This is a genomic window from Cognatundibacterium luofuense, assembly GCF_018139685.1.
Taxonomy (GTDB): domain Bacteria; phylum Pseudomonadota; class Gammaproteobacteria; order Burkholderiales; family Burkholderiaceae_D; genus Undibacterium; species Undibacterium luofuense.
Genome location: NZ_JAGSPN010000013.1, coordinates 56,277 through 70,127, shown reverse-complemented (window position 1 = coordinate 70,127; position 13,851 = coordinate 56,277). Strand labels below are relative to the sequence as shown.

Genomic DNA, 13,851 nt, shown 5'->3' with positions numbered 1-13,851 from the left:
CGCTAAGGAGTCTGTATGAAAGCTTTATCCCGCGTTGTTTCCTTATCCCTGATTTCCGCTGCTGTACTGGCCGCATGCGGCGGTGGTGGCAGTGACAACACACCGGCAGCACCAAGCGGCCCGCGCAGCCTGTCGATCAGTTTCGATATGATCGCGAACGGCGTTGCTGCAAAGTGCGGCACACCGATCACCGGACTTGGCAGCAAATCCAGTACGGTTGATTTGCAAAACGCCGCTTTTTACGTCAGCAATATCAATCTGGTGGACGCAGCCGGCAACCTGACGCCGGTCACGCTCGCCAGTAACGACTGGCAGTATGATAAAGTCGCGCTGATCAATTTCAACGATGGCAGCAGTACCGCATGCGGTGGTAAAGCACAGGCCACCAATGCGGTCATTACCGGCACGGTACCGGCCGGTAATTATGTTGGTATTCAGTATGAAATCGGCGTGCCGGAATCACTGAATCACACGGATTACGCCACTGCACCGAAACCGCTGAATGTGCAGTCTATGGCCTGGAGCTGGACTTCCGGCCGCAAATTCATGCTGCTCGAAGTCAATCCGGTTGGCGGCGTCACCGTAACACGCACCAATAACACCACTAATCCGCCAACCGTTACCAGTTCAACACAGGCATCGTGGTACACCCATCTGGGCGCAACCGGCTGCACATCCGATGCAACAACCGGTACCTACGCCTGCACCAACGCCAACCGCATGCTGGTGCGCCTGAACAGCTTTAATCCGGATACCCAGAAAATCACGCTGGACCTGAATGCGATGTACAACAACGTTGATCTGACTTCCGATACGGCAGGCGCACCGGGCTGTATGTCGGGAAAAACGGATACCGAATGTCAGGGCGTGTTTTCGAATTTAAAAATTGATCTGAACAGCGGTGCGCCAGCGACGGCGGGCATCCAGTCTGTCTTCATTGCGAGAGCGAAATAATGTTCAGCGCGATTCGTTTACTGATGCAGCAGCGGATCGCCGTCTGTGCTGCGGCTGTGCTGTTGGCAGCCTGCAGCGCAGGTGGTGAGGGCGGCAATACTTCCGGCGACGGCCATCATCACGGCAGCACCGGTTTACCAGCGGTGGATGGTTTCCCGCTGGCGGTGGTGCCTGCTTCAAATCCTTATACTGAGGATAAATTCCAGCTTGGCCGTGCTTTGTTCTACGATGCACGTCTGTCCGGCAACGGTACGCAATCCTGTGCCAGTTGCCATCATCAGGACAAGGCCTTTACCGACGGGCGGATTACCGCGCTCGGCTCTACCGGTGAAGATCATCCGCGCAATGCGCAGGGGCTGGCCAACGTGGTGTATCACGCGACGCTGACCTGGGCCAATCCTGTCATGATCGACCTGGAACGCCAGATGGAAGTGCCGATGTTCGGTGAACATCCGGTGGAAATGGGGATTAACGACAGCAACAAAGCAACGGTGCTCGCCCGTTTACAGAACGATACCGCCATGTATGGCCTGTTCCGCAAAGCCTTTCCGTCTGATGCAGCGCCAGTCAGCTTCGGCAATATCATTGCCGCCATCGCCACGTTTGAACGCGGCCTGATTTCTGCAGATTCGCGCTACGACCAGTATTTGCGCAAGCAAACTACGCTCAGCGAATCCGAATTGCGCGGTCTGAATCTGTTCATGGGCGAAAAAGCCGAGTGCTTCCATTGTCATGGCAGCTTCAACTTCAATGATCAGGTGCGCTACGTAGGCCTGAGTCAGGTGGATACACCATTCCACAATACCGGCTTATATAACATCGACGGCAAAGGCGGTTTCCCGTTCCCGAATCGCGGCTTATTCGAAGCAACCACCAATCCCAAAGACATGGGTGCTTTCCGCGCACCCAGCCTGCGCAATGTCGCTGTGACTGCGCCGTATATGCACGATGGCTCAGTGGCGACGCTGGAAGAAGTGCTGGACTTCTACGCCGCCGGTGGCCGCGTTATCCGCAGTGGTTTATACGCCGGAGATGGCCGTGTTAACCCGTATAAAAGCGGACTGGTTAACCAGATTAACTTAAGTGAACAGGACAAGGCAGATCTAGTCGCTTTTCTCAAAACCCTGACAGATCAGGGCTTCCTCACCAACCCGCGGTTTTCCAAACCTGCAATCAGCCAATGAAAGGAGACGTTATCGCATAGACGTAATACTTGTTGTAAATCCAAATACTCTGTTTTTGGGCTGCCTGCGGGCAGCCTTTTTTTATTTACCAATATATAATCGATTTGTTTTATATAAATTCATTGAAAATATTCATATATGAAATCTTGGCTGAAAGTCGCTCCACTTATTTTGATTCTCTGTGCGTGTAGCACAGGTTATCGGGTTCAGGATGGCAGTCTCGCTGCTGCAACGGGAGGATTTCGTGATTATGCCGGGCCAGGGAAACTAAGAAGAGTCTACATAACGGCGAATGGTTTAACTAAGCCGGAAACCGTCAGCGAAATGATTTTGCTCAGAGGCGCGGAAATGGCAAAGAAGGATGGGAAAACCTACCTCCTCATCTATGCCAGCGTACCGGACGCAATTCGCGGTCTGTATCGTTCAGCTCCTCATGTCGATTCCTCATTTATGGGTTCTTCTGCGACGACCTACTTCCTGTTTTCTGAGACGAATGAACCCGGCGCTTTGAATGCCGACGAAATTATTGCAAAACTTGGTCCTATATATCTGGGGAATCGATAATGCGCATAGCGAATTTATTACTGATTGCCGGCCTTGTTACTGGGCTTTCCGGTTGTGTGACTACTTATGTTCATCCTGCAAATACGCCGCTGGCGAAATTAAATCTGGAGGGTACGACCGGCTATAATTCTGTTCCAAAATCCATCTGTGTTGATGGAACCGAAAAGGCGTTAAAACCGGACAGTACCGGATATAGTGATATTCCCGCCGGAAGAAAATTGACGGTTGTGTTCAACTACAGTAATCAGGGCGCGTTTGGCTCTCAGGTCTGTAAGGCGTTTTCTAGTTTTTATCCGGAGCCCGGAAAGTCATATGTAACGGTTGTTGAAAGAGATGCTTTTCGCTGTCGGGGACTGATTTTTCTGGAAGACAGCAGCAAGAAAACGGGCCTCTCTTTTGAGCCAAGTATAGCTCCGGGCGAGAAATGCTAACTCTTGCGGATTGATTAAAGCAGTCGTTCATATCGCTGCGTGAAAGACGCAAAAGGCATTTACAGTGATGTAAATGCCTTTTTTCATTGTCTTTTGGAAATGTTTTCATTTTGTTTTTGAAATAACAATCCACTTGCCTGCCACTTAGCGAAAGTTCACATATATTTGGCTGCTAATAATGCTAGAATGAATAAAGCAGTTAGTATTTCAGCCAGTTATTGTTTATCGTGTCCGCATCCACTCCACCTGATTCATCACTTCCATTCGCATCTTCCGGTGTCGATACAGGAATCAACCACGCCGAATTCATGCGGCGTCATTTCAATCTGACAAAGATTTACCCGCTGGTGCAGAGCGAATTCGACAAGCGGCTTGCTGCCTGTGCCGAACACGATCCCGCATTGTTAAAGCAGATTCGTCATTTGTTTACAGCAGAGCTGAACGCGCTGAAAACCAATGCAGAATGGGCGGAATTCACGATTGCGTTTTACGGCGATATCGGCTGTGGTAAGTCCAGCATCATTGAAGCCTTGCGGATCAGTCTGGCGGAAGCCGGTAAGCAGGAAGAGCGTCAGGCTTTTGTGGCAAGCAGTCAGGCCAGCACACTCACGCTGGCAGGCTATCAGAAAGCCTTGCGCGCCCGTAACGCTGCACGGCAGGAACTGATGACATTTCAGACCGAACTGGGCGTGGTCGAACATCAGGCCAAAGTGGCGGAACTGAACGCGACGGAGCAGCGTCAGGCTTTGCGTCAGAAGCTGGCACAGAAACTGGACAATGCCGCGATCTGGAGCAAACTGCGCTACCGCCTGCGTCCGCCACCGGAAAAGCAGCAATTGCTGGACATGGCGAAGCAATGGAAAAACGAGCGTGTGACTGAACGCCGCCGCATCGTCAAAATGCGTGAACAGTTACCGGCGTTGCATGACCAGTCTGCGGTCACCGAGATCGTGCTGGCGCAATTCACCCGCAAACGCGACGCGCTGAAAAAAATCTGCGATGGCAACATCATCGGCGACGGCGGTAAACCGCAAACCACGCAGCCGCAGTTTTATCATTTCGCCACCCGCTGGGGCCGCTTCCGCATTACCGACCTTGGCGGTACCGGTTTGCCTTCACAGATTGCCGCTGTTCAGAATTTGCAAGCGCTGAAACAAGCGCATGCAGTTTTTTATGTCGTCAATGATGCCATCATGCCGACGCCAGCTGCGCTGGAAAAACTGCGCAAGCACTTGCAGGACCAGACCGAAATCCGCCTGATTGTGAACTGGCAGTCGAACACGCTGGCGCAATGGAAAAAACGTCTGGAATCACCGAAGATCCAGCACCGCGTGCAGTCACTCGACACCATGATGCGCCAGCAATTCGGCGAGCACTATCACGGTATGCTGACGATTGCCGCCAAACCGGCTTTCTACTCGGTCGCTGCCTGCCTGCCGCCCTTCGGCAACGAAGAACAGCAGCAACAGCACTTTTTAAGCCAGCACACACCGGAAGAACTGATGGCTCTGTCCGGCCTGAATACGCTGGTACAAACCCTGTGCAATAAGATGCTGCACAACGCCTCGGCCAAGGTGAGAAAAACGAATATCCACAAAGCCGATTGCCTGCTGCGCAACGCCATCATCGCCCTCGACAGCGCCCGCCACGACCAGCAACCGCAAGTCGCCTGAACTTCCCGCACCGCACGGCGCCATCACCTGATACGCGCCGCTGCGGATACTCCCTGACACTGCACATCCGGCCTGACTTACTGAGCGTCAGTGTGAAGGCTGACAGTTTATTTTCGCCCGCGTATTTTCCTTATCTCCGCTCAACACTGGTTTCTGAGTTTTCTGAAGCAGATGGAAATTCTTGTACGTCGTACCTTCGTGTACCTATTACAAATAGGCCTGCAAGCGCTCGCGGGTCCAGAGTTTGTTTGCAAAGATTAAAGCGCCAAGGGTTGCTTGTAAATAATGTAATTTTCTGAAACTTCAATATATCTGGAAGTACTTAAGTTTGCTTCCCGATTAGTTGTTACCGCAACTCAGATTTTATAATCCGGAAAATTTCCTGTCACTTTCATGTAAGAGTAACTCTATTGTTGTCGTTACTTTCCCCATTGCTCCGTCAGTACATTAAAATTAGAGCTAGAAAGATTACTTATTTTTACAATTAATCTCTGCCACAAAGATTGTTTGTTGAATTTTTTATGCTAGGAATTTTTTTTTTTTGCAAATAAAGCAATCATTTCTTTCTTAAAAAATCGAACCAATTTCAGATCCTAGCCGATCTATGTAAACCAAAAACACAAAACTAACGTGTGAATTTTCGAAACTTGGAGAAAAATATGACCGACTGGGATGATGAAATTCCTCAGCCAATCCGGGAGCGGGTAAAGAAAAGTGCGGCTTCGCTTGAAGTTGCCGCGCAAAAAGTTGAAGAGGTGCGCAGCAGACTTAACGCGATTCAAGCTGATGCTGAGGTTGCTCTGAATGCTGTGAAAGAAGGCATGGCCCCGGCCATTCAGCTAAGTAAAGATGCTATGTTTAAAAAGCGACTCAGTGAAGAGCGCTGGGGTAGCGCTCTGAAACTGACTGGCCTGAATACCGCATTCAATGGTGCGCAATATGCTGCTTACGCATATTTTTTGCTCTTTTTGTATTCTTTTGGGATCTTCACTAATCTCGGGCTTTTCCCCGTCTACATTTATCATCTCCTGACCAGTTTCAAAGGAATAGTATTTTTTATCGCACCGTATTTCTTATTGGTCCGGCAAAGTCGGCGTTTGGCTGCTCGTACATCTCTGAAAGCTTCATTCGCACATCTAGACCAGACCTTAGCTAAGGCTGAAGTACAGATATCAGGAAATGCTACTACTGGTAAAGCAACACCGGAAGCTATCGCTTTGTATCCAACTACCGATGGCAATAGCGTTGGGTACTACCCCCCTTTCGTGAATGATCTCGTTCCCACAATGCTTAACGGGCCTGGTGCTGTACATATTCTGCTTACAGCAAGTTCAGAAAAAACTCAGCAGCGACTGAAATTAGGCTACAAGCATAATGCTCATGAATTAATCGTTTCTGGCGATGCTTCACTAAATAAATATCCGGAATTTAATCGTTTAATTGCAGCCAAGCTCGAATCTATCCGCCCAGTGATGAATACGCTGGCGGACGGATTTATAGAGTTTAAATCCGTCAAAGACGCGTATGCGATCTGTAAAACTCAGTATGAGAAAGACCTTGAACTTGCAAAAGCCTGGTCGCAAATCGCTTTACCAGATGAAACCAGCAACAAATTAATCAAGCTGATTGAGCTATTTACCAGCGAATCTGATGTCAGCCCAAAAGGCATTTTGCTGTATGGTCCTCCGGGAACTGGTAAAACCAGTATCGCAAATGTATTAGCTAAAACGGGGAATTTATTTTTCCAGAAAATCAGCGAAAGTGATCTGAAAGGACAGTATCAGGGTCATACAGGGCCAAAAGTACAGGCAATTTTCTCAGAACTGAGAAAACACCAACCAGCTATTTTATTTGTTGATGAATGTGAAGGTGTATTTAAGTCACGCTCAAGCAGTAATGCCACAGGCAACGTCAATTTTGACACCGAAATGCTGAAAGAATTCCTGGTGCAATGGGGTGGTATTGCAAGTGATAGCAAGACTAAGATCCTCGTCATTGGTGCCACGAATCTTCACGAAAATATTGATTCTGCAGTCATGAGCCGTTTCACAACCCGCATTGAAATTGGGCTGCCGGATAACCGTTGCCGCGAAAAAATATTGCGAAACGAAATGAAAAAAGCAAAGTTAATTGTTCCTGATGATCTGAGTAAAGTCATCAGAGACACAACTGGTTTTGCCGGACGTGATTTAGAAACACTTGTCGTCTCTTTAGCCGCAGATCTTACTGGTCGCAATGACCCTACCGAGGCGGAAATACTCAAAGAAATTCGCCTTGTACGAGGTAAGAGTTCTACGGACGTACTTGATCAGACCTGGGACGATATTGTCTTACCCGAGAACATCAAAAACCAATTTATCAACCTCGGTAAAATGTTAAAGAGTCATGAGGCGCTGAAAAAATCCGGAATTGATGTTCCTTCCGGCGCATTATTGTGGGGACCGCCCGGGACTGGTAAAACTCAACTGGCTAAAGTACTGGCAGGTGAATCCGGATTAGGTTATATCGCAGCCTCGACAGCTGAAATTCGTAAAAGCAATCTTGGTGAATCAGGCTTTGCCGTTAAGAACTTGTTTGAACGTGCTCGGTCTCAGTCGCCTTGCATTTTATTTATTGACGAGATTGAAATTCTTGCGCCGTCACGCTCGGGCGATCAGGCTAACTCTGTTTCGACTGAAATTATTGGTCAGTTGCTACAAGAAATGGACGGCATTAAGAGTCAGAATGGTATGGTCTTTGTTCTTGCAGCAACCAATCATCCTGCCTTACTGGACTCAGCCGTGGCTTCACGTCTCGAGCCCAAATTAGAGTTGCCGCTGCCAGACCTCGCAACCCGAACAGCAATCCTTAAAATTATCCTTAAGAATAAGCCGATCGACTTCGATCTGGAACACGGAGCTCATCAAATCGCCTTACTAACAGAAGGGAAGTCAGGACGGGACTTGAACACGCTGGTTAAGGGGGCCGGAAGCCGGGCGACAACACGTGCACTGACAACGGGCGAATTAATCAATGAGGCAAATCCCGTCGTGCTGCAGTTAGCCGATATGACCAGTCAACTGAACGAGGCGCAAGAAGTTGTGAAAGTAGCTGATTTGAGTTGGGAGGATATTGTATTGCCTGACAGTGTCAAGGATCAGTTCGTCACTCTTGGTAAGATGCTGAAAAATGCTGAAGTATTACGCAGTTCCGGCATTGACGCTCCGCGCAGTGCATTACTGTATGGCCCTCCGGGCACTGGTAAAACACAGTTAGCCCGTGTACTGGCTTCTCAATCAGGCTTGTCTTTCTTTGCACCGACTACAGCAGAATTACGTCAGAAATACATCGGACATTCTGGTGCTGCCGTGCGCGACATGTTTGAGAAGGCACGCAAAATGTCCCCTTGTATCTTATTTATTGATGAAATGGAGATACTTGCAGGACAGCGCACAGGCTCGGACAATGAAGTGACAACAGAAGAGATCGTCGGACAATTTTTGCAGGAAATGGATGGTATTAAGAGTCAGGCCGGGCAAGTATTTGTGCTTGGTGCGACAAATCATCCGGAGTTTTTAGATAGTGCAATCCTTTCACGCTTTCTTCAAAAAATTGCAATTCCTTTACCAGAGCTGCAAGCACGGCAGGCTATTCTTAAAAATCTTCTCCGTAATAAACCAGTAAGTGCGGATATTGATGTAGTCGTACTGGATCTTGCCGCACAAACTGAAGCTTATTCTGGCCGGGATTTACGTAATCTTGTCGATGGGGCAGCTAACAGCGCAACAACACGTGCCATGAAATCCAGTGAAGCTATTGATCCGGTCAATAATCCGATTCGTATTACCAAAGAAGATTTGATGCAAGCATTGTCTGCCCGGCAGGCAACACAAATAGCTTAATTCGGGGTCGCGACGTCAAATATTTTATATTTGCATGTCTTAAAAAAACAGGAGGAATGCGTATGCTTCCTCCTGTTTTATTACATATTATTGATAATTTAATATTTTTAAATATTTAAAAAATCATTGGTATTACCGAAGAGAATATTTTTTAAGCAGAGCGGAAGAGCGCTGAGATGACATAGAAAATCACATATGTCCCATTGTTTAAGCCGATGGAAAAAAGTGAATCGGCTTTAAAAGATTTAATGACCAATCAGAAAAATACTGAGGTTACTGAATGGCATCCTACGAAACCAAAGAATCATTATCAACATTCGAATTGATCGCTGACTGGATCAGCCAGAAGGCAACCCTGGTGTTGATCCTGCTGATGATTCAGCTTGGATTGCTCCTGGCCATGTACAACTTGTCTGCGTCAATAGGTAAACAGCAGCTGAGTCAAGGTAGCCGTGGTACGGCCAGCGCTGTTTGTGGGCAGTACGAAGTCATCTTCTCGGCCAGTACCAGCATGCAAGATGTGCAGCAATGGGCGCTGAACTTTAACGCCAATATCGTTAGTGGCCCTAATAGCCGAGGTGCCTTTGAAATGGAAATACCCGGACTGACACTGCCGGAAACTCGTCAAGCATTTGGATCACTGGCAATGGATGTCCGGGTTAACCCGCTCTGTGGATCATCGGTGCGTCAGAAATGAACAAGAACGAAGGTAAATCACAAATTGTTGCCGATTGCGCGATCGGAGGGTTGGCTGCGCTGATTTATGTCGGTGAATATCTCGGGCAAGGCGCTATAGCGAATAAAGCTTTTAATACTGGTTCAGTGACGGCACTTATGACCGCAGCAATCGGTACGCTGTTAGTCATTTTGTTTTCAGCACGTCGAAATCCACTCACAGGGCCACGATTCCTGTCTGTTGTTTGCTACGCCATGATTCTTGAGTACGCCTTGACGTTACCAGCCATCAAATTAGGCGGCGCCATGTCTGCGTTTATCGTTGCATCTCTCTGCGTCACTTTCTCAGGAGTCATACTCCTCGTTTTTGGCTACATGAACTGGACGGATCGACTGCGCTCTTTCATGTCGATCCCTGCCTTGTCTGCACTGGCTTTTATCGTTGCAACCACGACGATTTCCGGACAAATTTCAGGTATGAATCAATGCTCAGAGAGCGTTGCCTGGCCAGCACTGGCGGTGGCATCCACGGTGATTACCATTGCCTTTGGCATCAAATACGGGCTGCAGCCCGGAACAATGCTATACCGGAGTCGCTTATTTATCAGTATCGTGATTGGTTCTCTGGTCTACTTTGTCTGGCGAAACTACGCACCAACTCCCGCTTTATGTAGTACCGTCAGCCAGATACACGGCGGTGAAATTACTAACGCAATTTTGGGGTTCTGGCGCTGGAAAGAACTGGCATTTTTATCGGATCCCCAAGTTATCCTGACATTATTTTCAGGCAGCGCGATTCTTGCGTTGCTGTGTCTGATCGATACGCTTTCTGCGGCTTCTTCGCTTGCGAGCGATGAAGGTCAACCCGATGCGATGGTGCGGAACGAGTTGCTAGCCAATGCATGGGGCAATACTGTATTTGGGACACTCGGTTTGTTGCCCATCTCAATTTCATTATCCCGAAGCAGAACAATCTCTGAGCTCAAACCGGCAGACAGCAAAATACCCGCTATTTCGCATTCTGCTTTTCTGCTATTGCTGATTTTCTGCCTGATCGGACTGCAATGGCCGTTACTCGATTATTTACCAAAAGCAGTTATCGCCGGGACCTTAGTGGTCGTCTCGATCGAAATGCTGGATGAAAAATCTGTACTGTTATGGCGTACAGCACTTGGTGCATCGAAAGCACGTAAGGCACTGGTGAACGGACTTTGGATTTTCTTACTTGCGGTAAGTATTGCAGTATTGATGGCGATCGGCCCATGGTCAAAATTAGCCGTCACCGTTGCCTTTCTGGCGGCAATCATTGCCTCGCTAACCGGTTTGCTCCTCGCACCAAAGCAGAAAACTTCAAACAACGGTGTTTTTAGCGGCAGACTTCACTTTTTGAACATTGGGTCTCATATGCGGCGCTGGAAAGCTGGTGAGCATCGCAGTATTGATTTGTCGATGACTCAGGCAATTGACTTTACAGCGGCATGCGCCATACGTGACATTACCCGTGCCCAAGCTGGTAAAGCCCATATTGTGATTGGAAAGAACACGGGAAAAGAAGTTTCTGAAATTCTGGAAGTGCTTTGTCCTGAAAGCTTAAAACCTCACTGCACGGAGTAAAAACATGGCAGACCGTCGGAATATACTGAAAAAGTCACTGTGCGCACTGGCTGTATATAGTTTGAGTACGTCCCTCACTTTTGCCAATGCGCCAGCGCCAAAGAAAGTTGCTCTTGTCATCGGCAACGCAGCCTACGCCAGCAATGAAAAGCTGAAGAATCCCGTTTCCGATGCGACCCTGACCGTCAATAGCCTGAAGCAGCTTGGCTTTGCCACAACACTGGCAACGGATCGTACCGCTGCACAACTGAAAAGTGACTTACAGACTTTTTCGCTGGCTGCAAAAGATGCGGATATCGCTCTGCTGTTCTACGCAGGCCACGGTATTGCCGTCGATAACATTAACTACCTTATTCCAATTGATCAACGCTTATCCACACTGAAATCTCTGGATCTCAAGCGGGATGGCGTTTCGTTGCGCTGGATTGAAAGCGTGCTGGCACAGAGCAATGCACAGGTATCCGTTCTGGTCATTGATGCCTGCCGTAATCCGCTGATGCGCGGTGCACCGACTCAGGGTATGGTTGATCCTGCGACGCCACCGCACGGGACACTGATATTCTATTCAACCGCACCGGGGACGCAGGCAGGCGATGGCTCCGGCAAAAACAGCGAATTTTCGCTGGCGTTTAACCGCAATATCCTGAAACAGGATCTTAGCCTGATGCAAGCGATCATGGCGACACAAGCCGATGTCAGTAAGGCTACCGGTGATACGCAAATTCCCTGGGTCAGCAGTGGTTTGGTCAATGATGTTCAGCTTTCCACCGCAAAACCCTTAGCCAAGTTATCAAAAACAGATAAGAACACGCCGCTGGTGGGAGTACAGCGCGGCACCGAAACAAAATCTGAACCCGCTGCCTTGCAAAAGTACTGGGATGAAAATCTGGCACGACTGGATGAGTCTATTCAGTACAGCGCGATGAATTTTGATGTCAATAGCAAAGTCATTCTGGAAAAAAGAGCGAAAACGGGTGATGTACTGGCACTAACGACGCTGGGACTGGTCTATGCGACGCCCGAACAAGTCAGCGTGAGAACCATGCATACCGGATATGGACTGGAATCCAAACCAGTCAAAAGTGGGAATGGTGTCGTTCCCTACAACCCGGCACTGGCAGTGAAATATCTTTCGCAGGCGGCAGCCAAACATTTTCCGGTAGCGCAAACCCTGCTGGCTGAACTATTGATTGAAGCACCCAAAGGGGTTCCAAGAGATTATCAGCGTGCCGAAAGCTTACTCAAGGAAGCTGCCAGTACCGGATATGGACGTGCACGTCTTGATTTACTGGATTTAAATGTCCGTCGCGGCAATTACAGTCCAGAGGAACTGGCGAAAGAGTTAAGGAATAACAGCAGCACGATAAAAAATTACATGGACCGGTGGAGTAAACCGCAATCACCTAAATAGTCGTTTTCCGGTCCATAACGATCTTGATAATCCTCCCGCTCATCCAAAATAAAGACCGGGAGGAATTGTTCACAGTGACTTGTGTGCCAGACTGCAATCGTTGGCGGGTTTGATTTCGGTTGCTATATCCTTCAACAAAATAACGCCATCGTCCGGCAAGCTGGTTTGTCCGACGATACGGTAGTAACCCGTAGCGTCAGGCCCTGCTACCACTTGCATCTGTCCTTGCGTCAATATGCGCGTTAAATCTTCCATCGTCGCAGACGACTTCAGGCGCACAAGTATTGCCGGGCATTGCGTTGTAATGCCTCCCCTTGTGTCAGTTTGAGGCTCAATTTGTGATACAGGCTTGTTATAGAGCCACACCAGTCCACCGCTCTGCGCAATGATGACAAACGCTGCCAATACCGGAATTGCTGAACGCATGGACGAAGACCATTGTCCCAGCCACGAGAACCAGCGTGATACAGGTTGTGATTGTTCGCACGCAGCCGGCGATGCCTCCTGACTTTGCCGGGCGAGTTCCCTGAATTTCAGCCATGCGGTATCTTCGTTTTGCGCGATACGCTGCTCAAGGCGCAAGTTTTCGAGTAAAGCAATCAGTCGCGCATCTCCTGCCAATGAAGGATCCTCAGAAATTGCCTGACGCAGGCTTTGTAACTCAGCATCTGTTAACGATCGTTCCAGCTGAGCCAGCAACAGTGCCTCGTCTTTTGATACGGGTATGTTTTCGCTCATACATCCTCCGAATGAATACCCATGCAACGCTTCAGTTTTTTAACCGCTTCGTTGATACGACTTTTAACAGTTCCCTCTGGAATACCAAGCATCAGCGCTGTATCTGCCTGCCTTAAATCACCCAGTACACAACGAATCACTTCACTTAATTTCGGCGTCAAATGATCAACACATCGTTGCAAACGCTGTACTAACTGAAGATTTTCCAATGCGTCATGAATCGGATCATCGTCCTCTTTCGGCATGAGTGACTCATACATCGTATCGTCTGAGCAATCGTCCTGGTTCGAAGTGATCAGGTCACGCAACAAAATCTCATCCTTGTGCTGTTCAAGCATATCGAGCAAACGACGAAATGCGACTGTTCTTGCCAGAAAACGAATGAGTTCTGCTCTGAAGAGTTCGGTATGGACTGGGTGAACAGATGAGAACTGTCCAAGCTGATCGCCCCACAATTGCTTAAACGCCTGCATGACGGCGTCTTCCAGCATTTGATGCGGGATCTTCGGAAACCGGTATCCGAGCACGCGCAACATGGTGCTTCTCGCATGCTGAAAAAACTGGCGCATCTCGTCAGGAGACGTTGCCAAATGATCTAAAAAAGGGCGCAGCGACATTTTTTAAAAAATCTGCAAAAAAAATCGAACCTTTCCAGCAGTTCGGGCGAATTAGAAATTAAGCGGTCAGATTGTACAGCCGTTTATTGGAAATATTTTAAGGAGAGCC

The 13,851-nt window shown here is 48.5% G+C and carries 11 protein-coding genes; 9 read left to right on the top strand and 2 right to left on the bottom strand.

The window, feature by feature from the left end:
- Positions 1-15: 15 nt before the first annotated feature.
- From KDM89_RS15825 to KDM89_RS15785, 9 genes are all read left to right on the top strand, one after another.
- Positions 16-954 (top strand): MbnP family copper-binding protein, encoded by a 939-nt coding sequence (locus tag KDM89_RS15825; protein ID WP_212688886.1) that lies wholly within the window; start codon positions 16-18, stop codon positions 952-954.
- Positions 954-2,138 (top strand): methanobactin export MATE transporter MbnM, encoded by a 1,185-nt coding sequence (locus KDM89_RS15820; RefSeq protein WP_230427909.1) that lies wholly within the window; start codon positions 954-956, stop codon positions 2,136-2,138. Before KDM89_RS15825 ends, KDM89_RS15820 begins: the two co-directional genes overlap by 1 nt.
- A 138-nt stretch (positions 2,139-2,276) precedes the next feature.
- On the top strand, positions 2,277-2,702 hold the full coding sequence (locus KDM89_RS15815) for a hypothetical protein (protein ID WP_212688885.1): 426 nt from the start codon (positions 2,277-2,279) through the stop codon (positions 2,700-2,702).
- Positions 2,702-3,133 (top strand): hypothetical protein, encoded by a 432-nt coding sequence (locus KDM89_RS15810; protein ID WP_212688884.1) that lies wholly within the window; start codon positions 2,702-2,704, stop codon positions 3,131-3,133. Before KDM89_RS15815 ends, KDM89_RS15810 begins: the two co-directional genes overlap by 1 nt.
- Positions 3,134-3,441: 308 nt before the next feature.
- Positions 3,442-4,806, top strand: a complete 1,365-nt coding sequence (locus tag KDM89_RS15805; RefSeq protein WP_212688883.1) for an AAA family ATPase — start codon at positions 3,442-3,444, stop codon at positions 4,804-4,806.
- A 659-nt stretch (positions 4,807-5,465) separates the two neighbouring features.
- A complete protein-coding gene (locus tag KDM89_RS15800; protein ID WP_212688882.1) occupies positions 5,466-8,687 on the top strand; it encodes an AAA family ATPase in 3,222 nt (1,073 codons plus the stop codon).
- A 280-nt stretch (positions 8,688-8,967) separates the two neighbouring features.
- Complete coding sequence (locus KDM89_RS15795) at positions 8,968-9,384, top strand: hypothetical protein (protein ID WP_212688881.1); 417 nt, start codon at positions 8,968-8,970, stop codon at positions 9,382-9,384.
- A complete protein-coding gene (locus KDM89_RS15790) occupies positions 9,381-10,976 on the top strand; it encodes a SulP family inorganic anion transporter (RefSeq protein ID WP_212688880.1) in 1,596 nt (531 codons plus the stop codon). The genes KDM89_RS15795 and KDM89_RS15790 overlap by 4 nt, the downstream gene beginning before the upstream one ends.
- A gap of 61 nt (positions 10,977-11,037) precedes the next feature.
- A complete protein-coding gene (locus KDM89_RS15785) occupies positions 11,038-12,387 on the top strand; it encodes a caspase family protein (protein ID WP_212688879.1) in 1,350 nt (449 codons plus the stop codon).
- A gap of 69 nt (positions 12,388-12,456) precedes the next feature.
- Here KDM89_RS15785 and KDM89_RS15780 read toward each other — a convergent pair whose 3' ends face one another.
- Both KDM89_RS15780 and KDM89_RS15775 read right to left on the bottom strand, forming a co-directional pair.
- Positions 12,457-13,125, bottom strand: coding sequence for a hypothetical protein (locus KDM89_RS15780; protein ID WP_212688878.1), 669 nt, complete (start codon positions 13,123-13,125; stop codon positions 12,457-12,459).
- A complete protein-coding gene (locus tag KDM89_RS15775) occupies positions 13,122-13,742 on the bottom strand; it encodes an RNA polymerase sigma factor (RefSeq protein WP_212688877.1) in 621 nt (206 codons plus the stop codon). Before KDM89_RS15775 ends, KDM89_RS15780 begins: the two co-directional genes overlap by 4 nt.
- Positions 13,743-13,851: the final 109 nt, after the last annotated feature.

Bases quoted from the DNA above. Each gene is read 5' to 3' on its own strand.
- KDM89_RS15825 (WP_212688886.1), top strand. From the start codon at position 16: ATGAAAGCTTTATCCCGCGTTGTTTCCTTATCCCTGATTTCCGCTGCT.
- KDM89_RS15820 (WP_230427909.1), top strand. From the start codon at position 954: ATGTTCAGCGCGATTCGTTTACTGATGCAGCAGCGGATCGCCGTCTGT.
- KDM89_RS15815 (WP_212688885.1), top strand. From the start codon at position 2,277: ATGAAATCTTGGCTGAAAGTCGCTCCACTTATTTTGATTCTCTGTGCG.
- KDM89_RS15810 (WP_212688884.1), top strand. From the start codon at position 2,702: ATGCGCATAGCGAATTTATTACTGATTGCCGGCCTTGTTACTGGGCTT.
- KDM89_RS15805 (WP_212688883.1), top strand. From the start codon at position 3,442: ATGCGGCGTCATTTCAATCTGACAAAGATTTACCCGCTGGTGCAGAGC.
- KDM89_RS15800 (WP_212688882.1), top strand. From the start codon at position 5,466: ATGACCGACTGGGATGATGAAATTCCTCAGCCAATCCGGGAGCGGGTA.
- KDM89_RS15795 (WP_212688881.1), top strand. From the start codon at position 8,968: ATGGCATCCTACGAAACCAAAGAATCATTATCAACATTCGAATTGATC.
- KDM89_RS15790 (WP_212688880.1), top strand. From the start codon at position 9,381: ATGAACAAGAACGAAGGTAAATCACAAATTGTTGCCGATTGCGCGATC.
- KDM89_RS15780 (WP_212688878.1), bottom strand. From the start codon at position 13,125: ATGAGCGAAAACATACCCGTATCAAAAGACGAGGCACTGTTGCTGGCT.
- KDM89_RS15775 (WP_212688877.1), bottom strand. From the start codon at position 13,742: ATGTCGCTGCGCCCTTTTTTAGATCATTTGGCAACGTCTCCTGACGAG.